26 protein-coding genes are annotated in these 25,709 nt (G+C 50.0%); 16 read left to right on the forward strand and 10 right to left on the reverse strand.

All coding sequences use genetic code 11. The features are described from left to right. Positions 1–62: 62 nt before the first annotated feature. The 5 genes from MTBMA_RS00115 to MTBMA_RS00135 all read left to right on the forward strand — a co-directional run bounded on the left by MTBMA_RS00115 (position 63) and on the right by MTBMA_RS00135 (position 2,149). Positions 63–380 carry a hypothetical protein gene (locus MTBMA_RS00115; RefSeq protein WP_013294862.1) on the forward strand — a complete coding sequence of 106 codons (318 nt, stop codon included), beginning with the start codon at positions 63–65 and terminating at the stop codon, positions 378–380. Beyond that, positions 377–1,087 carry a hypothetical protein gene (locus MTBMA_RS00120; protein ID WP_013294863.1) on the forward strand — a complete coding sequence of 237 codons (711 nt, stop codon included), beginning with the start codon at positions 377–379 and terminating at the stop codon, positions 1,085–1,087. Before MTBMA_RS00115 ends, MTBMA_RS00120 begins: the two co-directional genes overlap by 4 nt. 170 nt (positions 1,088–1,257) lie before the next feature. Further along, positions 1,258–1,545, forward strand: coding sequence for a winged helix-turn-helix domain-containing protein (locus tag MTBMA_RS00125; RefSeq protein ID WP_048901153.1), 288 nt, complete (start codon positions 1,258–1,260; stop codon positions 1,543–1,545). Beyond that, positions 1,542–1,859, forward strand: coding sequence for a hypothetical protein (locus MTBMA_RS00130; RefSeq protein ID WP_013294865.1), 318 nt, complete (start codon positions 1,542–1,544; stop codon positions 1,857–1,859). Before MTBMA_RS00125 ends, MTBMA_RS00130 begins: the two co-directional genes overlap by 4 nt. A gap of 86 nt (positions 1,860–1,945) precedes the next feature. Continuing rightward, positions 1,946–2,149, forward strand: coding sequence for an LSM domain-containing protein (locus MTBMA_RS00135; RefSeq protein WP_013294866.1), 204 nt, complete (start codon positions 1,946–1,948; stop codon positions 2,147–2,149). Here the strand turns inward: MTBMA_RS00135 and MTBMA_RS00140 are convergent, their stop codons facing one another. From MTBMA_RS00140 to MTBMA_RS00155, 4 genes are all read right to left on the reverse strand, one after another. Continuing rightward, positions 2,150–3,142: a methanogenesis marker 12 protein gene (locus tag MTBMA_RS00140; RefSeq protein WP_013294867.1), complete on the reverse strand. Its 993-nt coding sequence runs from the start codon at positions 3,140–3,142 to the stop codon at positions 2,150–2,152. Positions 3,143–3,187: 45 nt separating this feature from the next. Beyond that, on the reverse strand, positions 3,188–4,174 hold the full coding sequence (gene ilvC / locus MTBMA_RS00145; protein ID WP_013294868.1) for a ketol-acid reductoisomerase: 987 nt from the start codon (positions 4,172–4,174) through the stop codon (positions 3,188–3,190). 63 nt (positions 4,175–4,237) lie between these two features. Continuing rightward, the gene (gene ilvN, locus MTBMA_RS00150; RefSeq protein ID WP_013294869.1) at positions 4,238–4,735 is read right to left on the reverse strand and encodes an acetolactate synthase small subunit; all 498 of its coding nucleotides are present in this window, start codon (positions 4,733–4,735) and stop codon (positions 4,238–4,240) included. Between the two features lies 1 nt (position 4,736). Beyond that, positions 4,737–6,461 carry an acetolactate synthase large subunit gene (locus MTBMA_RS00155; RefSeq protein WP_013294870.1) on the reverse strand — a complete coding sequence of 575 codons (1,725 nt, stop codon included), beginning with the start codon at positions 6,459–6,461 and terminating at the stop codon, positions 4,737–4,739. Positions 6,462–6,592: 131 nt separating this feature from the next. Between MTBMA_RS00155 and purD the strand changes: the two genes are divergently transcribed. Together purD and argF are read left to right on the forward strand one after the other, a co-directional pair. Beyond that, a complete protein-coding gene (purD, locus tag MTBMA_RS00160; RefSeq protein ID WP_013294871.1) occupies positions 6,593–7,906 on the forward strand; it encodes a phosphoribosylamine--glycine ligase in 1,314 nt (437 codons plus the stop codon). Positions 7,907–7,918: 12 nt separating this feature from the next. Beyond that, positions 7,919–8,818 (forward strand): ornithine carbamoyltransferase, encoded by a 900-nt coding sequence (gene argF, locus MTBMA_RS00165; protein ID WP_013294872.1) that lies wholly within the window; start codon positions 7,919–7,921, stop codon positions 8,816–8,818. Between the two features lie 174 nt (positions 8,819–8,992). On the opposite strand, the gene argS is transcribed toward argF, so the two are convergent. From argS to ilvD, 3 genes are read right to left on the reverse strand one after another with little or no spacing between them, the layout of a single operon-like run. Beyond that, positions 8,993–10,675, reverse strand: coding sequence for an arginine--tRNA ligase (gene argS / locus MTBMA_RS00170; RefSeq protein ID WP_013294873.1), 1,683 nt, complete (start codon positions 10,673–10,675; stop codon positions 8,993–8,995). 15 nt (positions 10,676–10,690) lie between these two features. Next, the gene (locus tag MTBMA_RS00175; RefSeq protein WP_013294874.1) at positions 10,691–11,128 is read right to left on the reverse strand and encodes a signal peptidase I; all 438 of its coding nucleotides are present in this window, start codon (positions 11,126–11,128) and stop codon (positions 10,691–10,693) included. 8 nt (positions 11,129–11,136) lie between these two features. Next, positions 11,137–12,786, reverse strand: coding sequence for a dihydroxy-acid dehydratase (ilvD, locus tag MTBMA_RS00180; protein WP_013294876.1), 1,650 nt, complete (start codon positions 12,784–12,786; stop codon positions 11,137–11,139). A gap of 84 nt (positions 12,787–12,870) precedes the next feature. On the opposite strand from ilvD, the gene MTBMA_RS00185 reads away from it, so the two are divergent. Continuing rightward, positions 12,871–14,106, forward strand: a complete 1,236-nt coding sequence (locus MTBMA_RS00185) for an MgtC/SapB family protein (RefSeq protein WP_148215516.1) — start codon at positions 12,871–12,873, stop codon at positions 14,104–14,106. A gap of 108 nt (positions 14,107–14,214) precedes the next feature. On the opposite strand, the gene MTBMA_RS00190 is transcribed toward MTBMA_RS00185, so the two are convergent. Together MTBMA_RS00190 and hcp are read right to left on the reverse strand one after the other, a co-directional pair. Next, on the reverse strand, positions 14,215–14,532 hold the full coding sequence (locus tag MTBMA_RS00190; protein WP_013294877.1) for a cupin domain-containing protein: 318 nt from the start codon (positions 14,530–14,532) through the stop codon (positions 14,215–14,217). Positions 14,533–14,538: 6 nt separating this feature from the next. Further along, positions 14,539–16,014, reverse strand: coding sequence for a hydroxylamine reductase (hcp, locus tag MTBMA_RS00195; protein WP_013294878.1), 1,476 nt, complete (start codon positions 16,012–16,014; stop codon positions 14,539–14,541). A gap of 86 nt (positions 16,015–16,100) precedes the next feature. Here hcp and MTBMA_RS00200 point away from each other — a divergent pair, with 86 nt between their 5' ends. The 4 genes from MTBMA_RS00200 to MTBMA_RS00215 all read left to right on the forward strand — a co-directional run bounded on the left by MTBMA_RS00200 (position 16,101) and on the right by MTBMA_RS00215 (position 19,994). Next, the gene (locus tag MTBMA_RS00200; RefSeq protein ID WP_013294879.1) at positions 16,101–16,847 is read left to right on the forward strand and encodes a TrmB family transcriptional regulator; all 747 of its coding nucleotides are present in this window, start codon (positions 16,101–16,103) and stop codon (positions 16,845–16,847) included. Between the two features lie 154 nt (positions 16,848–17,001). Beyond that, complete coding sequence (locus tag MTBMA_RS00205) at positions 17,002–18,819, forward strand: threonine--tRNA ligase (RefSeq protein ID WP_013294880.1); 1,818 nt, start codon at positions 17,002–17,004, stop codon at positions 18,817–18,819. 103 nt (positions 18,820–18,922) lie between these two features. Then, positions 18,923–19,690, forward strand: coding sequence for a ParA family protein (locus MTBMA_RS00210; RefSeq protein ID WP_013294881.1), 768 nt, complete (start codon positions 18,923–18,925; stop codon positions 19,688–19,690). Between the two features lie 4 nt (positions 19,691–19,694). Beyond that, positions 19,695–19,994 (forward strand): hypothetical protein, encoded by a 300-nt coding sequence (locus MTBMA_RS00215; RefSeq protein ID WP_013294882.1) that lies wholly within the window; start codon positions 19,695–19,697, stop codon positions 19,992–19,994. A gap of 1 nt (position 19,995) precedes the next feature. On the opposite strand, the gene MTBMA_RS00220 is transcribed toward MTBMA_RS00215, so the two are convergent. Further along, positions 19,996–21,102 carry a radical SAM protein gene (locus tag MTBMA_RS00220; RefSeq protein WP_013294883.1) on the reverse strand — a complete coding sequence of 369 codons (1,107 nt, stop codon included), beginning with the start codon at positions 21,100–21,102 and terminating at the stop codon, positions 19,996–19,998. Between the two features lie 645 nt (positions 21,103–21,747). Here MTBMA_RS00220 and MTBMA_RS00225 point away from each other — a divergent pair. From MTBMA_RS00225 to MTBMA_RS00240, 4 genes are all read left to right on the forward strand, one after another. Continuing rightward, on the forward strand, positions 21,748–22,128 hold the full coding sequence (locus MTBMA_RS00225; protein ID WP_013294884.1) for a hypothetical protein: 381 nt from the start codon (positions 21,748–21,750) through the stop codon (positions 22,126–22,128). 92 nt (positions 22,129–22,220) lie between these two features. Next, positions 22,221–23,576, forward strand: coding sequence for a Ni-sirohydrochlorin a,c-diamide synthase (cfbB, locus tag MTBMA_RS00230; RefSeq protein WP_013294885.1), 1,356 nt, complete (start codon positions 22,221–22,223; stop codon positions 23,574–23,576). Beyond that, positions 23,566–24,648 (forward strand): oligosaccharide repeat unit polymerase family protein, encoded by a 1,083-nt coding sequence (locus tag MTBMA_RS00235; RefSeq protein ID WP_013294886.1) that lies wholly within the window; start codon positions 23,566–23,568, stop codon positions 24,646–24,648. Before cfbB ends, MTBMA_RS00235 begins: the two co-directional genes overlap by 11 nt. Further along, positions 24,605–25,666, forward strand: a complete 1,062-nt coding sequence (locus MTBMA_RS00240; protein ID WP_013294887.1) for a glycosyltransferase family 28 protein — start codon at positions 24,605–24,607, stop codon at positions 25,664–25,666. The genes MTBMA_RS00235 and MTBMA_RS00240 overlap by 44 nt, the downstream gene beginning before the upstream one ends. The last annotated feature ends 43 nt before the right edge of the window (positions 25,667–25,709 follow it).

Below are 25,709 nucleotides of genomic sequence, written 5' to 3' on the forward strand. Positions count from 1 at the left end.
TTCGGAAAAATTTCTTTTAAGAGAAGGTCCAATTTTAAAATAAAAGATTGGAGGACCTTAAAATGGAATACACTATTTTTAACGTGACCCTTCCATTAATAGGGCTTTATATATTAACCTATACGCTTTACAGGAATGGTAGAATACGAAGAAGTTTTCATGTGAACCTCTGGAACCTGATCATACTCATTGCGTTTTTGATATCAGGAATTGGAGGTTTCGTCCTACTTTTTCTTCTGGAGAACGGTATAAGGTTTTCCCTGAACTCACAGCTTCTCTACTGGCATGTGGAGGCTGGCCTGGCACTGGTGGTTGTAACGGTTTTTCACTTCCACTGCTACACAGGCAGCTTAAACAGAATCCTGGGGGTTGGTAGATGAACCTGAGGAAAGGATTTAAGTTTCTGACTGGAATTTTACCCTTCGTAGCTGCAATATCCAATTCTGGCATTTCATGCGCCGCTTCATGTCCCTATGGTCTTATAAACGACCCCTACCCCGGGCAGTGCCCACGGTTCACGGACCTCAACGGTGACGGCATATGTGACCTCTCACAGACATCAGTCTCAAACGATTACGCAGCATCTGAGGATCGGGAAGCTTCTTCATCTGACCAGAAGGATTCTTCATCCAGTGGTAGCGATGATTACAGTCCACCAGAAACTTCTGAAATCAACAGGACACAGAATCAGGCCCCTGAACATAACGTGAGCGGAGATGTTTCAGGCGGTACCAGTGGAGAGTTCAGCGGCCATGAAACAGATTACCATTTAATACCTGTGAGCCTCATTATGGTGGGGGCGTATCTCCTAACGCTTTACCTCATGCGCAGCGGCTACATCAAGGGTTCAGTGTACAGAAGGCTGTGGAACGTGCTACTGACCGCGGGATATGCCGGGACAGGACTTACAGGCATACTCCTCCTCATATTCATACGCCTTGGTATAAAAACTGCCCTGAATCCATCTGTGACCTACTGGCATGCTGAACTGGCAATTCTGATGGTTATAGGTACCCTGATACATGCCCAAATCTACTGGAAGCCGTTAAAGGGCATGTTCAGACAGCTGGTGAGGGGCGCATCCTGATGGTGAAGCAAATCACCACTGCAGGATCCTGACGGACTTCAGAATTCCCACCCCCACCATTAAAATTTAGGCATCATGTGTGGACTCTCATGTATTCAAAGGTAAATCACTGGATGGATCAGTGCCAAAAAATTATCCATAGTTACCACCATAGGTATAAGCGTGGTTCCATGAAGAGGCTCCTGTGGTGGCTTATTGCAGCGACACGTGGGGGGGTGAACCGTGCAAGGATAATCCGAATGCTGCATGAGAGGCCATACAACACCAACCAGCTGGCAGAGGCCCTTGAACTGGATTATAAGACTGTTCAGCATCACTTAAGTGTTCTTGAGAAGAATAAAATCATAGTATCGTCAGGTGAGAGGTACGGAAAGATGTACTTTCTTTCAGATGCAATGGAGGAGAATTACGACTTATTTGAGGATATACTGGATAGGATGCAGGGGGTTGATGTATGAGAGAAGTTCATGACCGTAATTTCATGGCAGATCCCGGGCTCACATTCCTGGCGGTTGTGGTTGGGATTCTGAATGTGTTCGTCCTCCTCATCCTTCTTGGGGTCTATGTTTCAAGCTACAGGAAGATCCGGTCCAGTTTCACACTGGGACTTATCGGGTTTTCGCTGCTCCTGCTCCTGCAGAACATCATATTCATAATTTTCATGCTGACACGGGAGGGCTTCAGGGGACATGGACTGGGATTTCCTGTTCTCAGTGTTAACCTCTGCCAGCTTGGCGCGCTTCTGGTTCTCCTCAGGATAACCTGGGAGTAGCCCTGCACTTTAACTGAAGGATGAGGATATGTGAAGTATATATAGGCGAATCATTATAGCATTACTAAATCTTTAAGGGGATTCTGATGAAAGGCAATAATAAGGAGTTCAGGGTTAACAAGCAGTTCCTGAAGTTTAAAAACAGGAATGTTCTTCTAACACTTAAAAACAATGAAGAGGCAAGGGGAAAACTCATATCAATAGATAATTACCTCAACACAGTTCTTCAGACTGAGGATGGCATCAGGTTCATTAAGGGAACCAAGATAGCGTTCATTGCAATGGAATAATTAAATATCAACCTCTATCCCAAGAATATCTCTTTTACCCCCGTGTATATCACGCGCTATCTGGGCACTTCCCATGGAACCGGAGGTTGCATCCAGCCTCTTCACAGGGGCCAGTTCATTCACCATAGCTGCAAGTTTTCCGTGGAAATCGTAGGGTTCCCTCATGGCACCCATCGATCCCGTGAGAACAATTCCATCAACACGCTCTGAGATGCCTGCAAGCCCCCATATCTCCATGGCTATAGTCATTATCATGGTCTCAAGTGCAAGAGCAGCTTCCTTCCTCCCCTCAAGGTACATATCAAGGAGTTCATCCCTTGCACGGGACACCCTTGTCTCTATACCGGCTATCTTAACAGCCCCGGCATGTGAAAAACACTCGTTGGCTGTTTTTTCACCGTCATCTATTTTCCTGAGCATTTCAAGGTCAAGAGGTCCATGTATAACCCCCATGGCACCTATACAGGCATCCATAGCACCTCTTATCTTCCCGTCCTGTATGAGCATGGTTACCGTATTGGAACTTATATCGGAAACTATCATGTTCTCCCACCCGGTCTCCAGGTATGCGTTGTAGCATATGCTCACCTTCTCGGGACTTGCGTGGTGGGAGTAGGCTGCCCGGAACCTCTTATCAAGGCAGGGGGTGTTGCGGTGAAGGCCAGGTATCAGTACAGTGGGTATTCCAGAGGACTCTATTTCACTGTAAACGGCTGTCCCACCACCTGTGACCTTACCGGCCCCTCCAATGGAGATGATACCCCTGTTCTTCACACGATCAATGGGCTTTATCCTGTTTATACCATCACCCATTGCATAGGTTATTGCCATAAGTTCTATATCTTCAATGGACACCCTTCCTTCAAGCTCCTCAAGGGCGGAAACCCTTCCAGCGGAAAGTTCCTCCCTCCCTATTTTGAAGTGCTCGGCCCCATCCCCAAGGATTGTGAAGGACACTCCTGTTGTCCCATGGTCCATACCCACAAATACCAAGCCAATCACCTTTTAAAAGAAAAATATGGGATTTATCGGCGGAGTTTATTTTTCAAGGCCGCAGAGTTTCCTGAGCTTTGAGCCCACCTTCTCTATCTCCAGTTCTCCCTCAAGTGCCCTCATCCTTTTAAGCATTGGGGCACCGGCCCTGTTTTCAAGAGCCCATTCCTTGGCGAATTTACCGTTCTGGATTTCCTCCAGTATTTTCTGCATTTCCTTCTCTGTTTCCTCTGTTATAATCCTCTTTCTCCTTGTAAGGCCCCCGAACTCGGCGGTGTTACTCACATTGTGCCACATTCCCTGGAATCCCCTCTCATAGATGAGGTCCACTATCAGTTTGAGTTCATGGCATGTCTCAAAGTAGGCGATCTCTGGCTGATACCCGGCCTTCACAAGGGTCCTGAATGCGGTGTTTATGAGTTCTGTTACACCACCACAGAGGACGGCCTGTTCACCAAAGAGGTCTGTCTCTGTTTCCTCCTTGAAGGTGGTCTCAAGGACACCTGCACGTGCAAGTCCGCATGCCTTGGCCATTGCAAGGGCCTGTTCAAGGGCGTCTCCTGTTGCATCCACCTCAACAGCCACAAGACCAGGTATGCCGAAACCCTCAAGGTAGGTTCTCCTCACCATTGCACCGGGACCCTTAGGGGCCACCATGGTGACGTTTACCCCTTCAGGGGCCCTTATGTAGCCGTAGTGTATGTTGTAGCCATGTGAAAAGGATATTGTGTTGCCCTCCCTGAGGTAGGGTTTTATGGACTGCTCAAATACTGTCTCCTGTATTTCGTCGGGTATGAGTATGTGTACGATGTCGGCCTCCCTTGAGGCGTCCTCAACTGTCATGACGTTCATACCATCATCATGGGCCTTCTTCCAGGATGCTCCGCCCCTTCTGAGCCCAACTATAACATCAAGTCCGCTGTCGGCCATGTTCCTGGCCTGGGCTTCTCCCTGACTGCCGTAACCTATGACGGCTATCTTCTTATCTGCCAGTATCTCCATGTCAATGTCATTTTCATAGTAGATCTTCATGAAAAACCTCCTCATCTCTAATTAACAGGGTCATTAAAAATAAATATTTGTGTTCATCTGGATTCAGATGGTTCTGCCACCACGGGACATTGCAGTTGGCCCGGTCCTTGCAAGTTCCTTGATTCCAAAGACCCTCAGGAGCTCAAGGAAGGCGTCTATCTTCTCTGAGTCCCCGGTAACCTCAACTGTAAGCGCCTCACTGCTCACGTCCACTATCCTCCCCCTGAAGATGTTGGTGTACTGTATTATCTCTGACCTCTCCTTCTCTGATGGGGCGTGTACCTTAACCATGCAGAGCTCCCTCTTAACGGTGGATGATGGTTCAAGGTCACGGACCTTTATGACGTCTATCAGCTTATTGAGCTGCTTGGTTATCTGTTCAAGTACACGGTCGTCGCCCCTGGCTATTATGGTCATCCTGGCGATTCCAGGGGTTTCAGATTCCCCTACAGTGATGCTTTCGATGTTGAATCCACGCCTTGTGAACAGCCCTGCAACCCTCTGAAGGACACCTGGCCTGTGCTCAACAAGGGCACTGATGATGTGTGTATCTGGTTTCATCTTAATCACCGTCCGCCTTCACTCCAGAGTATCTTATTTCCTGGGGATCCTCCCTTTCAACCCTGTACTCCCCCACTATTTCGGTCAGACCGCAACCTGGCGGGACCATTGGGAGTATCTCATGGGGGTCTATAACTATATCCAGCAGGGCAGGTTCACCTGATCTTATGGCCCTTGAAAGGGCTTCAGATGTTTCGCCCGGTTTTTCGACCCTTTCAGCTTCAATTCCAAATGATTCAGCCAGTTTAACAAAATCCGGGACCTCACCGAGGTGTGTATGGGACATCCTCTCATCATAGAAGAGGCGCTGCCACTGGGCAACCATACCAAGGTGGCGGTTGTCCATGACACATATCACAACGGGGATGTCGTATTCCCTTATGGTTGCGAGGTCCTGGCAGACCATCAGGAATCCGCCGTCGCCACAGACAGCCACAACGTCATTCTCTGGAAGAGCAACCTTTGCCCCTATGGCGGCAGGGAAACCGAAACCCATGGTACCAAGGCCACCTGATGATATGAATTTTCTGGGGGCCCTTGATGTGTAGAAATGGGCCATCCACATCTGGTTCTGCCCAACGTCTGTTGTTACAACTGTTTCATCATCCAGAACCTGGCTTATCTCCTTTATAACCTGCTGGGGTTTCAGAGGGACTTCATCATAACTCATCCTTGGCATACACTCCGCCCTGAATTTTTGAACACCCTTCAGCCACTTATCATCTCTTTCACCGTGTTTTTTGAGTTTTTCTATAAGCTCCCTAAGGACATTCCTGGCGTCACCGACGATGGGGACATCAACGGTCACGTTTTTACCTATCTCGGCTGGATCGATGTCCACGTGTATTATTCTGGCATTGGGGGCGAATTCTGCGACATTACCGGTTGTGCGGTCTGAGAATCTGCATCCAACTGCTATGAGGCAGTCGCACTCATCCACTGTGAGGTTTGCAACCTTGCGGCCATGCATCCCCAGCATACCCATGGCCGAAGGATGGTCCTCAGGGAAAGAACCCTTACCGAGGAGCGTGGTGGTAACAGGGGCCTTTATGAGTTCTGATAACTCCATGATCTCCTTTGAGGCCCCGGATATTATCACCCCACCACCCGCCAGTATAACGGGCTTTTCTGATCTCCTTATGAGCTCTGCAGCCCTCTTTATCTGGAGCGGGTGGCCCCGGAGGGTTGGCCTGTAGCCCTGAAGGTCCAGCTCATCAAGCGGGTCCTGGACCTCCTGTTCCTGTATGTCCTTTGGAAGGTCTATGACAACGGGGCCAGGGCGACCTGTCTTTGCTATGTGAAAGCTTGCCCTTACCATTGCAGGGATTTCACTTGCATCCGCTGGCTGGAAGCTGTGCTTTGTGATGGGCATGGTTATGCCTATCATGTCCACCTCCTGGAAGGCATCATTCCCGATGAGGTGGGTGGGGACCTGACCTGCAATTGCAACTATGGGTGAGGAGTCCATGTAGGCTGTTGCGATACCGGTTACAAGGTTTGTGGCCCCTGGCCCTGAGGTTGCTATGCAGACCCCCACCCTGCCTGAGGCCCTTGCATATCCATCTGCGGCGTGGGCCGCGCACTGCTCATGTCTTACAAGGATGTGTTTGAGTTCGGAATCATAGAGCATGTCATAGAGTGGCAGTAACTGTCCACCGGGGTATCCGAATACGGTGTCTGCTCCCTGATCCAGAAGTGATCTGATTATTGCCTGGCCACCTTTCATTGGAAACACCTTGAAAATCTATCATTATTATTAATGACATATTTCTTATAAATACATAATAAAGGTAAGTGGTAAGGTTATATAAAACAATAGGGAGATTTAAGTTTATCAATTTCAGGGAGGATTATCCGATGAAAATACTTGTTGTGGGAACAGGAGCAAGGGAACATGCCATATGCAGTGCACTGGCAGATGAGGCAACGATATACTCTGTGATGGGTAACAGGAACCCCGGCATATCAAGGCTTGCCAGTGAATTCATGGTTGCTCCTGAGGTTGACACAGAAAGGGTGGTCAATTTCGCATCCAGTAAGGGCGTTGATATGGCATTCATAGGTCCTGAGGCACCCCTCGAGGCAGGGCTGGTCAATGCCCTTGAGGAAGCAGGCATACCATCGGTGGGGCCCACCAGGGAGGCTGCCAGAATTGAGACAGACAAGTCCTTCATGCGCAGACTCTTTGAAGGTTACAGTATCCCCGGGTCAATAACCTACCGTGTCTTTGATGACAGGGCTGAACTCAGGGAGTTCATGGATGACTTTGAGGGCGAGGCTGTGGTAAAGCCGGTGGGACTCACAGGCGGAAAGGGCGTTAAGATAGTCGGTGAACACCTCCAGGACAACTCAGAGGCAATCGAATACGCCTGCGAGGTAATAGATAATCGTATAGGTGGCCATGCAAGCGTTGTTATAGAGGAAAGGGTTGTCGGGGAGGAATTCACCGTCCAGGCCTTTTCTGACGGCGACCGTATTGTGCCAATGCCTGCAGTACAGGACCACCCCCACGCATATGAGGGGGACCAGGGCCCAATAACAGGAGGGATGGGTTCCTACTCAGACTCAGATGGTCTTTTACCGTTCCTGACACAGAAGGACTATGATGAAGCAGTTGAGATAATGCAGAAGACGATCGATGCAATTAAAAGTGAGGCAGGGCCCTATAAGGGAGTTCTTTATGGACAGTTCATGCTCACAGCCGACGGACCGAAACTCATAGAGTACAATGCACGTTTCGGGGACCCTGAGGCAATGAATGTACTCCCACTACTTGAGTCCAGCATGCTTGAGATCTGTGAGGGAATCGTGGACGGAAATCTCAGCGGGGCAAGGTTCAGGAACCTTGCAACGGTCTGCAAGTACCTTGTACCCGAGGGCTACCCTGATAAGGGGATTGTAGGCTCTGAAATAAGGGTCGAAGAGGATAAGATCGAGGATATGGGGGTTATAACGTACTATGCAGCGGTTAACCAGGAGAACAGCACCATATACACCTCTTCATCCAGGGCACTTGCACTGGTGGCCCTTGCAGAGGACATATACTCTGCAGAGGAGCTCTGTGAGAACGCCACAGGATACGTGAAGGGAAGGCTCTACCACCGGAGGGATATAGGTACCAGGGAGCTTGTTGAGAAGAGGGTGAAGCACATGGAGGACCTCCGGTCCTGAGGAGTGGGGCAGATGAGGCATCTTCTATCTGTATGCGACATGGACGACGTGGTGGCGCTCCTTGACCTTGCAGATGACTACAAGGCAGGGGAAATCCCAGGAAAGGTCCTTGAGGGTAAGACCCTTGCAATGATCTTTGAGAAATCATCAACAAGGACCAGGGTCTCCTTTGAGGTTGGGGCATCCCAGCTGGGTGCACAGCCCCTCTATCTGTCTGCATCAGACCTGCAGCTTGGAAGGGGGGAGCCAATAGCAGACACCGCAAGGACCCTCAGCAGATACGTTGACGGGATCATGATAAGGGCCATAAGGCACTCAGACGTGGTTGAACTTGCATCAGAGTCTTCTGTACCTGTTATAAATGGGCTTACAGATCTTGAACACCCATGTCAGGCGCTGGCTGACATGCAGACTGTAAGGGAGAAACTGGGGGACTTCAGTGGTAGACTGGTATTTGTGGGGGATGGTAACAACGTCTGCAACTCACTGCTCCTCATAACAGCAATGCTGGGGATGGACATGGACGTTGCCTGCCCACCGGGTTATGAACCCGACACAGAAATCACTGGAATGGCAGAAAAAATCGCCAGAAAAAGTGGTTCAGAGATAAGGGTGCTCCATGATCCTAGGGAAGCTGTCGATGGCGCGGATGTTGTCTACACCGACGTCTGGGTCAGCATGGGCTATGAGGAAGAGACCGAGGAACGCCTCAAGGTATTCAGGCCTTACCAGGTGAACTCAGAGCTCATGAAACTCGCATCCCCTGATGCCATATTCATGCACTGTCTTCCGGCTGTGAGGGGGCAGGAGACAACCTCTGAGGTCATCGACGGGCCGCAGTCAGTTGTCTGGGATCAGGCAGAAAACAGGCTACATGCACAGAAGGCGATAATGCACTGGCTCATGGGATGATTGAGGGTGTTGCCTGGGTGGTGATGGACTGCTCAGGCAGTTATGAACTGGAGTCCAAGGAGGGCCTCTCTGTTCATAGCATCCTTCTTTTATCCAACGCCGACTGAATGCCAGACTTCAATACATTATGTGGCACACGAATTTTCTGAATACCAGTTTAACCAAAAATTAAATTTACATGGTCTCCGGGGCATGTATACCCAGAAGACCCAGGGCATTCCTGATTACGATTCTAACAGAATCAACGAGCCTCAGCCTTGCACCCTCAAATTCAGACCCGATGACAGGGGTGGATCTGTAGAAACTGTTGAAGGCATTTGCAAGGTCCTGCACGTACTGTGCCACGGGGTGAACCCTCCTTGCCATGGCGGCCTCCTCAACAACCACAGGGAAACGGGCAAGGAGACGGACAAGTTCTTTTTCATCGTTTTCAGGTTTCCAGGTGTCTTCGATGTCCTCATCACCATTGAAGGATGCCTTCTTGAGGAGCTTGCACGCCCTTGCATGGGCGTACTGTATTGATGCACAGCCACGTTCAAAGCTGAGGGCCTCATCCCACCTGAACACGATGTGCTTCTCGGGGGAAAGGCGTGCTATATAGTACCTTATGGCCCCGTTGCCGATGGCCTCGGCGATTTCATCTGCAACGTCATCTGGAAGTTCTCTCCTTTTTTCAACCTCCTCAAGGGCCCTTTTATGGGCCTCATCCATCAGTTCATCCACCGATATGAAGACGCCCCTCCTTGTGGACATTGAGCCCTCGGGGAGTGTTATGAACTCATAGAATATGACCTCGGGTTTCTTACCACCCAGGAGATCCACGGCGATTCCCACCTGCTCTGCTGCAAGTTTATGGTCTGATCCAAGGACGTCGATGAGAATATCCCCTTCACGGGATTTCTGGAGATGGTAGGCTATGTCCCTTGTTGAGTAGAGGGAGGTTCCATCTGAACGGGTGAGCACAAGCTCCTTTTCAATGCCGAAATCCTCAAGGTCAAGGTAGAGGACCTCATTTTCCCTGGTGAGCCCCGTTTTTCTGAGGGATTCTATAACCTCACCAACCGTCCCATCCCTCACCAGTTCCCCCTCCCACACGAACCTGTCGTGGTGGACATGGAGCCTTTGCATGGTCTCCTTCATCCCATCAAGGCAGTACTCCACAACCTCCCTGAAGGTGTCCTCGTTCTCACCGGCCTCGTATTGCCTCAGAAGTTCATCCACCTCCTCCTTTATACCAGGATCCTCTTTGAGTTTCTGGTTAACCTCAAGGTAGAGCCTTCCAACCCGGTGGTCCCTCTTATCCCCGGGGTAATCATCCAGGTTTTTCTGGAGGTTCAGGAGGCCCCAGACTATCATGGCTATCTGGCGCCCCATGTCATTGACATAGTACTGGGTTTCAACCTGGTATCCTGCCTTTCTGAGTATCCTTGCAAGCGAGTCCCCGATGATGGCATTCCTTATATGCCCTATGTGCAGTGGACCGTTGGGGTTTGCAGAGGTGTGCTCAAGGATTATCCTCTCACCCCTCTCTGGATGGGACCCGTAGTCGTCATCAATGATTTCAAGGAGTTTCCCTGAGAGCTTCCCATAGTCAACAAAGAAGTTTATGTATGGCCCCTTTGATTCTACTGCCTCAAAGATCTCAGGAGTTTCAATCACCGACATTATATCTGAGGTTATCTCCATCGGCGGCCTTTTGAGTTCACCTGCAAGTTCAAAGGCCACCGTGCATGCAAGATCACCCAGCTGGGGGTTTGGTGGTTCCTCCAGTTTGATCTCTGAGGGTACCGGTAGCTGGAGCTTCTCAAGCGCTTCAGTTATTGAATCCCTTGCACTGTTTTCAATGTATCTGAACAATTTCCTCACCTGCCTTCAGAGTCCCTTAAGCCAGAGGGTTATGTAGCCCACCTTGGGTATCATCAGCGGATTTGAACCCACCGTTATGACCCTTGCCTCAACCTGTGATGGGTACACAGGTGCGGGGTCAGGTGATGGGTTGTTGTCACCCTTTGTGATGTAGTATTTTTGACCTGCTTTATCCTTTTCGACGGCTATAACCCGGTGTATAACCGGTTCAGGGAACCATGTGGCGTCATAGATTATTATGTCACCCTTCTGTACGTTTTCAGGGTTCAGTTCCTTTATTCCGAAAAAGTTGCTCTTTTCGATTATCACTATGTCTCCCCTGTAGAAGACGGGCTCCATGCTTCCTGATACAACCACATTCATGTGCTGTGATGCAACAACAGCAAGTAGGAGGAGGAGAATGTATGCTGCTGCCTCAACCCATTCCCTTTTATCATCACTCATGCTTACACCTATCTCAGAATGGCACCTGTATCTGCTGAACCTGCGAGTTTCCTGTAGCGTGCAAGCCATCCCTTAACGTGGCGTTCCGGTTTTTCTGCAGATTCAATCCTTCTTCTGATCTCATCTTCCGTCAGATCAACCTCAAGTTTTCTTGAGGGTATATCTATCCTTATTGTGTCCCCATCCCTCACAGCTGCTATGGGTCCATCCTCCATTGCCTCGGGGGAGACGTGTCCCACACAAGGCCCCCTGGTACCCCCTGAGAACCTTCCATCGGTTATGAGGGCCACCCTTTCAAGCCCCATACCCGCAATTGCAGAGGTGGGGTTCAGCATCTCCCTCATACCAGGGCCCCCCTTGGGTCCCTCGTATCTTATGACGATAACATCTCCCTCGGCTATCTCCCCACCGAATATTGCCTCAACACATTCGTCTTCACTCTCAAATACCCTGGCTGGGCCCTCATGGACCATCATATCCTCTGCAACGGCTCCCTGCTTCACCACGGAGCCCCGGGGTGCCAGGTTACCCCTGAGTATGGCGAGGCCACCCTCATGGTGGACCGGATCATCCAGGGGCCTTATAACTGTGGTGTCCATCACCCTGGCATCTTTCATGTTCTCAGCTACGGTTTTTCCTGTGCAGGTGATGCAGCTGGTATTGAGGTGATTCCTGAGAGTTTTCATGACAGCCTGTATTCCCCCGGCCCTGTCAAGGTCTATCATCATATGCTCACCTGCCGGTGATATTGATGCTATGTGGGGTATTCTGCGGCTCAGCTCATCAAAGACGTCAAGGTTGATGCCAAGGCCCTCTATCTCGGCTGCTATGGCCGGGATGTGGAGTGCACTGTTGGTTGACCCCCCAAGTGCAAGGTCCACCATCACCGCGTTCTCAAATGCCTCCCTGCTCATTATTTTCCTGGATTTAAGGTCTTCCTTCACCATTTCCACTATCCTCTGACCTGAGAGCCGTGCAATCTGCCTCTTTTTTGAGCTTACAGCATGGGCAGTTGCGCATCCAGGGAGGCTCATACCCAGGGCCTCTGTGAGGCAGGCCATGGTGTTGGCTGTGAAGAGTCCTGCACATGAACCTGGACCTGGACAGGCGCATCTTTCGAGTTCGGCGAGTTCATCCTCACTCATTTCACCTGCACTCACGGCACCCACACCCTCGTATACATTTATGAGGTCGACCTTCCTTCCCTGGAACTCTCCTGGCAGCATGGGGCCGCCGGTGACCACTATTGATGGTATGTCAAGTCTTGCAGCGGCCATCAGCATACCGGGGACTATCTTGTCACAGGTTGGAAGAAGGACAAGTCCGTCAAGGGCGTGGGCCATTGCCATGCTCTCCACGGTATCTGCGACTATTTCCCTTGATGCAAGGGAGTACTTCATGCCCTCATGGTTCATGGCTATCCCGTCGCATATGGCCATGGTGTTGAATTCAAATGCAACTCCACCTGCAGCGTTGATTCCAGCCCTGACCTCATCTGCAAGTTCTCGAAGGTGGAGGTGGCCTGGCACGATATCCGTGTAGCTGTTGGCTATCCCTATGAATGGCTTTTCAAAGTCCTGGTCTGTCAGGCCACATGCCCTGAGGAGGGAGCGGTGGGGCGCCCTCTGTATTCCCCTTTTTATGGTATCACTTTTCATAGAATCACCGTTATTATCATCACCCTGATTGTTATTAATTATCATGGAATAAATAATATTAATTTAACTGTCATATATTATAACATGGATTTCCCGGTAATTAAGTTTTTGATAGCCCTTGCCATAGGAGCCCTGGTGGGTATTGAGAGGGAAAGGCGGACCCAGGGGACTGAATTTGCGGGTATAAGGACCTTCATCCTGATATCACTCATGGGGGCCCTTTCAGCGTATCTATCAGGGATTTTCCCTCTGATGCTTCCTCTTGCCTTTCTGGGTCTGGTTGCCATAGTATCTGCAAGTTACATTGTGAGCACGAGGGATGATGGGGATATTGGAATAACAGGGGAGATCGCAGCGTTTATAACCTTCATGCTCGGGGCCATGTCTTTTTCAGGTGATTACAGGCTTGCAGCCATGCTTGCCATCATTGTAACGGCGCTCCTTGCCCTCAAAAGGTACATTCACATTGCCGTAAGGAGGATAAGTGAGAGGGAGATGATAGATACAATAAAATTCCTTGTAATAGCCTTTGTGATTCTCCCTCTTCTTCCGGATACATCACTTGGCCCCTGGGGGGTTTTCAACCCCTATCAGGTGTGGCTGATGGTTGTTTTCATATCAGCCATAAGCTATGCAGGTTACATTGCAATGAAGATAGCAGGGCCAGACAGGGGCCTTAGCGCCACCGGAATAATAGGGGGCCTGGTGTCAAGTACAGCTGTGGTTACGGCAATGGCAGGGCGCGTGAGGGAATCTGATGATCTCATAAGGCCGGCGGTGTTCGCGGCGGTTGTTTCAAGTTCAATGATGTTTTTCAGGATCCTGCTGGAGGTCTCCGTTATAAACCCCTCACTGATGGGGTACGTTGCACCCCCAATGCTTGCCATGGGGGTAACCGGCATGGCCCTGGGCGTTCTCTTCATGAGGTCACCATCAAAGATTGATCACGATATTAAAATTCAAAACCCATTCTCTGTTAAGCCCGCACTCATATTTGGGGCGCTTTTCCTGGCAATTCTGTTCCTATCCAAGGCAGCGAACGTCTACCTTGGTCGTGGAGGTGTTCTGGCAGCTGCTGTGATTTCTGGGGTTGCTGATGTGGATGCCATAACCGTGAGCATGTCTTTACTGGCAGCAGGGGGTTCTTTAAGTTCATCAACAGCTGCAGCTGCCATAACCCTCGCAGGAGTCTCAAACACAATTATAAAGGGAGGAATAGCCTTTGCACTTGGCACAAAAATGTTCGGGAAAAGGGTGGGGACCCTCTTCCTTGTCATTGTGCTCACGGGCCTCGTGGCGGTTGGCCTTATGGGAATCTAGTTTTTCTTCTGGATGGGTTTTTTTGGCGATATAGATACTCTTGGGGATCTGGTTCCTCTGGATTTTTTAGGCTTTAGGATGTTGGTACTGTCTTAATCAACCGCAAACTCATGACCTTATCATGGTGAGGAGCATCTTGAAGGGTTCCACAGCCATCACCGCATGGGGCTCATTGGCCGGCATTATTATCATCTCCCCTGCGGCCACACGGTTCTTCTCTCCACTTATTGTAATTTCCGCCTCACCCTCAATCACCTGGACCATGGCATCAAAGGGCGCGGTGTGTTCACTGAGACCCTGACCACTGTCAAAGGCAAAGAGGGTCACCGTACCGGTGTCCTTTCTGATGATCTCCCTGCTCACCACTGAATCGTCCTGGTAGTCAATCAGTTCATTCAGTTTCAGAACCTTTCCCTTAATCTCCATTTTTCATCACTCCATCATTTTCTTTATATCCTCTTCAGGGTCACCTATTGGTGTGAGTTCATATTTATCAACGAGCACATTTATGATGTCATCGTTGGCCCATCCAGGCAGTATGGGACCTATGTACATGCCCCTGAGGTTAAGTGATAGGAGGCTCCAGAGTATTGCAGCGGCCTTCTGCTCCATCCAGCTGAGGACTATGCTGAGGGGCAGCTCATTCACGTCCATACTGAAGAGGTTGCTCAGTGCCTCCACAAGCTCCACTGCCACTATGGAGTCGTTGCACTGGCCCAGGTCTATTAGCCGGGGAATTCCATCTATGTCACCCAGATCCATTGAGTTGAAACGGTACTTGCCGCAGGCCAGTGTGAGAACCACGGTATCCTCAGGGAGCTTCCTCACAAATTCGGTGTAGTACTTTGCCTGTGGCAGGGGTGAATCACAGCCACCAACAAGGAAGAACCTCCTGATTTTACCCTCCTCCACCAGTTCCTTTATTTTATCTGCAAGTGAGAGGATTGTTGAGAGCCCAAACCCTGTTGTTAGTGTCGCGGAGTCCTCCTCTTTAAGGGGTGGAAGCTCAAGGGCCTTCTCTATCACCGGGCTGAAGTCGTAGCCATCCACATGTTCAACCCCCGGGAGCCGGGCAACACCACAGGTGAACATCCTATCCCTGTAGCTGTCACGTGGAAGGAGCACACAGTTTGAGGTTCCAAGCACCGCGGCGCTGTAGCGTGAGAAGGTCTCCCTCTGGTCGAACCAGGGGCCGCCGAGCTGCCCGGCAAGGTGCGGGTACTTCCTGAGGCCAGGGTAACCATGGGCTGGGAGCAGCTCCGAGTGTGTGTACACATTCACACCGGAACCCTCAGTCTGCTTGAGCAGCTCTTCAAGCGCCTTCAGGCTGTGGCCTGTTGCTATTATGGCGGGACCATCAAGGGCCCCAACCCTAACCTCTGCGGGTTCAGGTTCCCCGTAGGTATCCATGTGGGCCTTCTTGAGGAGCTTCATGGTCCTCAGGTTCATCTCACCAGCCTCAAGGGCTAGGCTTACGAATTCCTCTGCATCGAAGTTCACGTTGGTGAGTGTTGAGTAGAATCCCCTCTCAAGGAAGGCATCCACAACTTCATCGGTGTATCCAAGTTCCCGGGCATGGTAGAGGTAGGCCGAGATACCCTTAATTGCAAATAAAAGGTTGTCCTGGAGTCTTGCAACGGTCGCTTCCTTTCCACAGACTCCCTTTACTGTGCAGGCCCTTCCACGGACGGTCTGGGAGCACTGGTAGCAGAACATGTCTATATCCTCTGGCCTCACGCGCCTCACCTCACCCCTGAGGGGCTCAAACTGGTCCTTCCCCACATTGCAGACCGGGCAGAGCCAGTCCTCTGGAAGTTCCTGGAAGGGCGTTCCAGGTTTTATACCTGATGTGGGGTCACCCACCTCAGGGTCGTATATGTAGTCACATACCTTGCAGCGGTACTTCATTTCAATCACCATATTAAAAACTGACAGCAAATTATATATAGATTTTGTCACTATTTGAGTATAAAATGTAACAAACAGGTGTCTGGATGGAACGGAAGGTAATGAAAGCACTTAGACTCATGGGACTTACAGACTATCAGGCGGCTGCATACACCGCAATGGTATCATTGGTATCTGCAGGGGCCTCCGATGTGGCCGAGGCATCAGGAATCCCAAGGTCAAGGATCTATGAGGTGCTGAGGCAGCTTTCAGACAGGGGATTTGTGGAGGTGGAGCGCGGCAAACCCCTCAGGTACCATGTGGTTCCCCCTGCAGAGGTTTTCAGGAGGGAAAAGAAGAGAATAATGAAGGAACTGGATGAGGCCATGAACCAGCTCAGGCGAACCTACGAGGACCAGGTTGCGAGGGTACCGGCCCCGGTATGGCTCATACACGGACAGGAGAAGATAATGAAGAAGGAAATCGAGATCATATCAAGGACCAGGTCCGAACTCAAAATGAGGATGGGTTTCATATTCCGGGATGAGCTGAGGGAGCTGCGCCCTGCAATTGAGAGGATAGTGGATAGAGGTGCTGATGTAAGGATAATGGCCCCTGAGGACCTTGATCTGCCATGTGAGGTGAGGGTCGTGAGCATGCCGCCTGTTCGAATGTTTGTGAGGGATTCAGGGGAGATGATGTGGATATTCTCCAGGTTCACACCTGAAGGGTCCCCGATACCTGAGACTGCAATGGGTATATGGAACCAGTACCCTGAGATAGCAGAGAACTACTCGAGGATATTTGACAGCATATGGTATGGTGAATCCTATGGGGGGGCAGGAGGTATCTAGCCACACCATTTACGCAGTAATCTGCCGGGTCTTAAGCACTTAATCCCTGGATACAGTGTTGTGGAGTCTTCTATCATTCCCCTTCACATAGGCAATATTTAAAAACCTTCGCCCTTAAAACAATAACATTATATTATTCTTACAAGGTGATGGCATGAGGATACTGTTAATTCACTCTGATTACCTGGAATACGAGACAAAGAACAAAACAGGGATAGCGGAGGAAATACCTGAAGATAAAATGAAGGGACACTTCACCGAGTCCCTTGTGGTCTTCACAGCGGTGGAGGCTGAGGATGAGGAGAACCCGGATTCAGTCATTGAAAATGCGGTAAATGAAATAGTAAGGGTTTTTGGCGACGTTAAGGCTGATAATGTGGTTATATATCCATATGCGCACCTCAGCTCCTCACTGAGCTCCCCAAAGACAGCCCGCAGGGTTCTTGAGGGAATGGAGGAGGCACTGAGGGAGCGGGGACTTGAGGTCTCAAGGGTCCCCTTCGGCTGGTACAAGGCGTTCAGAATATCCTGCAAGGGCCACCCGCTATCGGAGCTCTCAAGGACCATAAGGCCGGAGCCCCTCAAAGAGGAGGAGGAATCAGAGGAATCAGAGTGGTTCATACTCCATAGGGGCCAGAAAATCAGACCGGAGGAATTCGACTTCACCAGCAGGGACCTTGAAAACCTTGTGAAGTATGAACTGGGTGAGCTTGAATCATCCGGCGAGGAGCCACCACACGTTAGACTCATGAGGGAGAAGGGCCTGGCGGATTATGAGCCATCAGCCGATGTGGGACACCTCAGATGGTACCCCCGGGGAAGGCTGATAAGGGATCTTCTTGCAGACTACGTTTACATGCTCGTAACCAGTGAGGGGGCCATGCCGGTTGAGACCCCCATAATGTATGACCTTGAGGACGAGGCCATCAGGGTCCATGCAGAGAAGTTCGGTGAAAGGCAGTACAGAATGAAGAACAAGAAGGAACTCATGCTGCGATACGCATGCTGCTTTGGGGCCTTCAGGATACTCTCAGATTCCTTCCTCACATGGAAGAATCTCCCCGCCTCAATATATGAGCTCTCCACCTACAGCTTCAGGCTTGAGAAGAAGGGTGAGGTGGTTGGCCTCAAAAGGCTCAGGGGCTTTACAATGCCCGACCTTCACACTGTATGCGCCGACCTTGAACAGGCCCTCACCGAGTTTGCAGGGCAGGTGGAGATGTGCATGAAGACCGGTGAGGACCTCCAGGTGAACTATGAGGTGATATTCAGGGCCACCAGGGAGTTCTATGAGGAGTACTCTGACTGGGTGCACTCAGTGGCCGATAGGATAGGGAAACCGATACTACTTGAACTTCTGCCCTCAAGGAAGCACTACTGGATTGCCAAGATGGACTTTGCAGCCATAGATTACCTTGGAAGGCCAATAGAGAATCCAACAGTGCAGATAGATGTTGAGAGCGGGGAACGATTCGGCATAACCTATGTTAACAGTGATGAGGAGGAGGTCAACCCCATAATCCTCCACTGCAGCCCAACAGGAAGCATAGAGAGGGTTATCTGCAGTTTACTTGAAAAGACGGCCATTGAGATGGATGAGAAACCACCCATGCTACCTGTCTGGCTTTCACCGACACAGGTAAGGGTGCTTCCAATTGCCGAGCGCCACCTTGAATTTGCAGAGTCCCTTGTATCAGAGATGACTGCAAATGATGTGAGGGCGGACCTTGATGACAGGGCAGAGACCCTTGGTAAGAAGATAAGGAACGCTGCCCAGGACTGGGTACCCTATGTTGTGGTTGTGGGTGACAGCGAACTGGAGGGCAAACTCACAGTTAACATCAGGAGCACAGGTGAAAAGGTTCAGATGGATCTCCAGGAGCTCATCGAACTCGTCAGATCAGAGACCCGGGGGATGCCATTCAGAAGGCTGCCCCTCCCTGTCAGGCTTTCAGAGAGAATCAACTTCTAAAAATATTTTTTGACCCATCTTCTTATAAGTTATAACTTATAAGATATAATTTATAAGTTCTAAATTCTAAGTTCCAAGTGATCATCCTAAATCAGGTGATTAAATGGGAGAGATAATTTCAATCATAAACCAGAAGGGGGGCTGTGGCAAGACAACAACCGCAGTGAACCTCTCGGCAGCCCTTTCACTACTTGAGAGGAAGGTGCTGGTGGTTGACATGGACCCCCAGGGTAACGCAACAACAGGGTTCGGTGTGAATAAATCTGAACTGGACTCAACCATCTACACAGTACTCAGCAGAAAGGCATCCCTCACGGATGTGATACTGCCCGCCGAACTTGAGGACCTGTACCTTGCACCGAGCAACATATCCCTCAGCGGTGCAGAAATCGAACTCAGCAGCGAGATAGGATACCACGCCATCCTCAAGGAGGCCCTGGGGGATGTGAGGGATGAATTCGACTACATATTCATAGACGCCCCGCCCTCACTTGGGATCCTCACACTCAACGCCCTAGTGGCATCCGACAGCGTCATAATACCGATACAGGCAGAGTACTATGCCCTGGAGGGAATGGCCGATCTCCTAAGGACAATGAACCTTGTTGAGGAACGTCTCCAGAGCCCCTGCCCCATAAAGGGGATACTCATAACCCTCTACGACTCCAGGACACGCCTTGCAAGGGACGTGCAGAGGGAGGTTGAAAGGTTCTTTGGTGAAAGGGAGAATATCTTCAGAACAAGGATACCGAGAAACGTACGCCTTGCAGAGGCCCCCAGCCATGGAAAACCATGCATCACCTATGACCCTGAAAGCACAGGAACGGGGGCCTACATGAAACTCGCAGCCGAAATACTGGATATGGAGTGATATGATGACACAGAAGAAGGGCCTTGGAATGGGACTCGATGCACTCATCCAGTCAAGGACAAGGAAGGAATTGAAGGAGACCTCCGACTCAGTGGGTGGAGATGTGCAGGTTGAGGCTGTTATAAGGGAGGTTAAACGCAACCCCCGCATAACCCTCTGGTCTGCAAGGTCTGCAGCGGTACTCAGGTACCTGAAAAAGACACAGCCAGAGTTCAGCATAAGCAGGGAGGCATCGGACCTCATAGAAAGGGCCGTGAAGGAGAAGTACCCTGAAATATGGGAGATGTTCTCTGAACTCCAGTAATTCAATCACTCTTATTCCAGCTGCTGAGGGTTGTCTGGGATCCGTCAAGGTATATGAAGGGCTCGGCCCTGCCCAGTCTCACCCCCATTCCCTTCAGGATATCCTGGGTGAGGTTAACCTTACCCCTCAGTTCAATTATTTTTCTGGCCGACCTTGGCCCTATTCCAGGGACCCTGATGATTTCATGATAGGGGGCGGTCTTGAGGTCCACCGGGAAGATATCCATCTCCATGGCTGCGGCGTACTTTGGATCCACAGAGGTGTCCAGGTAGCCCCCACTGAACCTCAACTCATCAACACCGAAACCATAGGACTTAATGAGGGAGTCTGTCTGGTAAAGTCTGAAGACGCGCCGGGGATCTGCTTCGGCCCTTTTCTCAAGCTCAGTCCCTTCAATGGGCTGAAAACCACTGAAGTACACCCTTCTGAGGGAATATTTATCGTAGATCCACTTAACACGTTTAACTATATCCTCGTCTGTTTCATCAACAGCACCAACCATCAGCTGGGTGCTCTGACCTGAGGGTGCAAGTTCAGGGTGTCTCCTCCTGAACCTGCTGATCCACCTCATTCTCCGAAGGATGTCAACACTGTAGTCCTTGGTGGATGAAAGTTCATCAAGACCATCCCTGGTCGCGGTCTCAAGGTTGATGCTCACACGACTTGCAAGTTCCATGGCCCTCCTTACAGTGTCCATGGATGAGCCCGGTATGATTTTGAGGTGTATGTAGCCTCCGTAGCCCTCAAGCCTAAGGATTCTGAGCGTCTCCAGGAGCTTCTCCATGGTTTCATCAGGGTCCCTGCTCACCCCGGAGCTGAGGAAGAGTCCATCAACGTAGCGCCTCTCATAGTAGTCAAGGAATATCCCTGCAATTTCCTCCGGCTTCAGCTCTACGGGCTCTTTCTCTGCACTGTTTATACAGTACCTGCAGTCGTTGCAGCACCTGTTGGTGAGCAGAACCTTGAAAAGGGGGACCCTGCAGCCCCTGTAACTGGTGTAGTAGATACCCGGCACCGAGGGGTTCCGCTGCGAGGGGTCTGCACTGTAGTCGCAGAGGTCAAACTGGGCACTGTCACTCAGAACCTGGACCCTTTCAGCAAGACTCATGGTGAATAATATGTCCATGATTCTATAACTAATTTTATCAGGGGACTCATGGGATCCGCAGTGATTCTAATGGGGAGATAGGGTGAATGATCTGAAAGGATTATAATTGATTTTAAGCCATAAAAAAGATTTAAATTAATTTTTAACCACAAAAAAATATTTAAAATTCAAAATAATCCATTTAATACCCTGATATGAAGACAGGTCTTTTTTCATGTTGCGTATACTCTAAGGATGGTGCCTATGCACCCCCTTAAATAAACCATCAGATCATTCAATTTAAAAAACGGTTTAATATGGCTTATTTTTTGAAAAAGGGAAACGGTATTGTCACAGTGATTTAAAGGAGAAATTAAAAGATCACATCCATCACTTCAATTTTTAAAAAGTAATTAGAAGGCTCTGATTGAAAAAAAGAGTTCTAAAACGTCTTATTTTTCAATTCTGAGGCAAAATATTTATATATGAGGTCACAGTTATATTCCTAACATCCAGAGGGAACATTAAATATCTTTCTGGATTGGAGGCGGTAAAATTAAGCGACTTTTTATTGCATCTTTATTTCTATTCTCCATAGCTGCAGCGGGTATAACCGCTTCTGAGGCGGAGGATAGAGGAACTGAGATCAGCGCAAAGCCCCTGAAGGTGGATGCGAAGAAGTATCATAAGAAGTACAGCAAAAAAAGAATCCACACAAAGGCATACTATAAAAAGAGGGTCCTCAAAAGGAAACATGTGAGGGCCTACAGACACACATCAAGGGATGTGGGGGCATCATTCCACACTGTAAACGCGGATTACGTTGAGGCCAGTGGCAGGTGTTCATGTTCACTCCATGGGGATTACAGGGAGCATAAATCACGTTTCAGGAATTACTGTCCCTTCTGTGGCAGGCACGGAACACTGAGGTATGAGGAGGGCTCCACATGTCCAGAGGGGATGTGGTTCTGCAGCAGATGCGACGCCGACTTCTGCCTTGTCCATGGAAAGTCACACACATCAAGGGCAAGGTACCTTCTCAGATGAAATTTCTGACAAATCCTTTTTTTATTTCTGGTAAACAGAAGAAAGCTGCTATTCTCCCAAAACTTAAATAAATGTAGCATCGAGTTTCATATATGAGACTTGTACTTGCAGGGACAGGGAGCGCAGTTGGCAAGACCACCATAGCGACCGGGATAATGAGGGCACTCTCAGATAGGGGCATCCAGCCCTTCAAGGTGGGTCCTGACTACATAGACCCTTCATATCACACCATGGCCACAGGCAACGTGTCAAGGAACCTCGACTCCTTCTTCATGACAGATGCCCAGATAAGGGAGGCCTTCACAAGGGCAATGAAAATATCCGGGGCCAGAATGGGCATAATAGAGGGCGTCAGGGGACTGTATGAGGGTATAAGTGCAACCGGTGACACTGGAAGCACGGCTTCAGTTGCAAAGGCCCTCAAGGCCCCTGTGGTTCTCATAATAAATTCAAGAAGCCTTGTTAAAAGCGCGGCAGCCATGGTGCTGGGTTTCAGGTCCCTTGACCCTGAGGTTAAAATCAGAGGGGTTATCCTGAACCAGGTTAAGAACAGGAGGCACTACCTCAAGACAAAGGAGGCTATTGAGAAACTCACAGGCACCGAGGTGGTGGGGGGAATACCAAGGAGTGCAGAACTGGAGGTTGAACAGAGGCACCTTGGACTTGTACCCGCCGTTGAAAGGGAGCAGATAGCATCCTACATTGAGAAATGGGGCAGTGCAATGGAGGAGTACCTGGACCTTGAGGCCCTTGAGGATATAATGGCGTCTGCGGGGAAAATTGATGGAGAAAGGGAACCCCTGTGGCGGAGGGAGAATAAAAGGAAGGTTAAAATAGGTGTGGCATTTGATGAGGCCTTTAACTTTTATTACAGGGAGAACATAGAGGCCCTTGAGGATAACGCGGCTTCGGTTGTCTACTTCAGCCCCCTCCATGATGAGGAGCTTCCTGATGTTGACGCGGTATACATAGGGGGCGGCTACCCTGAGGTCTTTGCAGGGGAACTCGAATCCAACAGATCCATGAGGATCTCGGTGAGGAAGTTTCACGCAGACGGCAGACCCATCTTCGGGGAATGCGGCGGCCTGATGTACCTGATGAACTCCATTGATGGGCATAAGATGTGTGGCGTGTTCCCCTACAGTGCTGAGATGACGAAAAATGTCCAGGGACTGAGCTACGTGATCTCTGAGGCGGTCTCTGACAACCTGATAACAGAAGAGGGGGATGTATTCAGGGGACATGAATTCCACTACTCAAGGGTCTCAGTCACCGGAGATGCGCAATTTGCTTTCAGGGTGCTCAGGGGAAGGGGTATAATGGATTCCATGGATGGAATAACCTCTGGATCGGCCCTTGCAAGTTACGTGCACATACATGCAGCATCATGCCCCACCTTTGCCGCGAACTTCACAAGGAATGCATGGGAGCTCCAGGATGAGGTTTGATATATTCTCCCCATATTCTGTCATTATAGCACTGCTCATATACCTTGTACTTGCCCTTTCAGGGACACTGATGGGCATCAGGGGCCTGAGACTTCCATCAGGGCTTTCAGTTCTCTATATAGCCCTGGGTGCCAGCATATTCATCCTTGGAGCATATATGTCTGAAAGGATACGAACAGAGAAACCTGCCAGCCCAGGAAATCCTAAGGAAACACTCCTGGTACTTCTTGTCACGTCTGGAATCATTCTACAGGCATTGAACCTTTATCTTCTGGGTGGAATCCCACTACTCAGCGGTTACCTCAAGGCAAGGGCGGTTACGAAGATATGGCTTCTCTCATACCTCATATTCCTCCCATCAATTAACATGCTTCTTGCAGCTTATCCCAGGAGGAGGTACTGCATTCCACTTATAATTGGCGCCACACTCTTTGCCTTCACAGGCTACAGGACAACGGTTGTGGTTATACTGCTGAGCGGTATGATAACCATCTACTACTCTGCAAGGCCATCCCCCCGCCAGATAGGCCTCCTGCTATCAGCTCTTGCCATTGTGGCAATATCAGTCGGTTACATTGCTGTTAAATCAATTGAATGGCAGACCTGGACCCTCAATCCACTGGAACTCCTCCTCTACAGGGCAGGCTACACCCTCATGGTATTTGACAGGCTTCTGGACCATCAGGGGGCAACTGCCGGTAAACTCCTCTATTACACCCTTACAGGATATCTGCACTCAACGGATCCACGGGCAATCGTTGGTGAGGTTGTGCTTGGCTACAGGCACTCAACAACATCACTCATATTCGGACCCCCTCTCCTGGACTTCGGGCTTCCTGCAATGGTTATCCAGATGTTCCTCCTGGGTCTGATTCTTGGATTAATGCACAGGATTCAGATGTCACTGAATGGAATCTTCACAGGTATCTATTCAGTAATTCTGGCCCATACCATAATCTGGGTCGAAACAGGCCCAACAGACCTTGTGGTCTGGTTGTTCTACATGGTGGCTGTCATATCAATTATATATGTCCTCTGGAGGTGTTATCCTGAAACTGGCAGTTGCAGCTGAACTGGCACCTGCAAAGACCTTCCATCCCCTGATGCAGGAATCTGAACATGAATACCACTGCCTGTGCCATGGTGGGGGGGTGAGGGAGGTCCTGGGAGACCTTTGCCAGGAATACTACTCAATGGGAACCAGCAGGAGCAGATCCGGGGGTAAGATGGAAATCGCATACCTCGTCCTGAGGGATATTGCAGCTACCTGGCGCCACCTTGGAAAAATAAACCCGGATCTCGTGCTCACATGCGGGAATGCAGGGGATGTGAGGAAGGCCATCGCAGCATCATATCTCAGGGGGAATGGTGTCCTTCATATTGAACAGGACATCTACAACCCCATTGAAATGATAGCGTTTGCAGACATTGTAACGGCACCATCCACCCGCTACAGGGATTACCTTGAGGATACGTACCTCCTTGAGAATGTTGAGGTCATAGGTGGCTATCCCCATGCCCTCTATGTGAGCCGCCTCCAGACTGAGGATCCAGGTATCGGGAATTACACTCTCCTGGTCCTTGGAGGCGACCTGCGAAGGGGGGATATACCTGACCTCATATCGAGAGTTGAAGCCCTTGGAAGACGCATTATCGTGGTACCCTTCCGCTTCAGTCCACATTATGTGAGGAGCTTCGCAGGTTCGGAGGAGACTGAGGTCCTTGAGGGGTTTGTTGATCTTCCATCCCTCATGGCCTACGCTGACCTTGTTATATACGGGGCAGGAATGGGTCTCACCATCGAGGCCGCGGTGCTGGGTGTTCCGGCAATTAAGCTCCGGGGTTTCCATGAGAGACACGCGAGCGTGGACCTTGCAGGTGAGGTGGGGATACCTGTGGTTGATTCTGCCAGCCTCAGTGAAGTGGCGGATGATGTGAAACCACCTGAGTCCTCAGGAATTGTAGGGAATGCTGAGCGGGCCGTCAGAAAATTGATAGGGCTCATTGATGATTTCCATGAGGTCGCAGGTCCCAGGGGTGGATTGAGGTCTATGAAGCGCATCTGGGATTCCCGGAAAAGTTTCAGGTAGCTGATGGATACCTTCAGGTCATTAATTCTTTGAGGAACCACTA

The sequence above is a fragment of the Methanothermobacter marburgensis str. Marburg genome (genome assembly GCF_000145295.1).
GTDB lineage: Archaea > Methanobacteriota > Methanobacteria > Methanobacteriales > Methanothermobacteraceae > Methanothermobacter > Methanothermobacter marburgensis.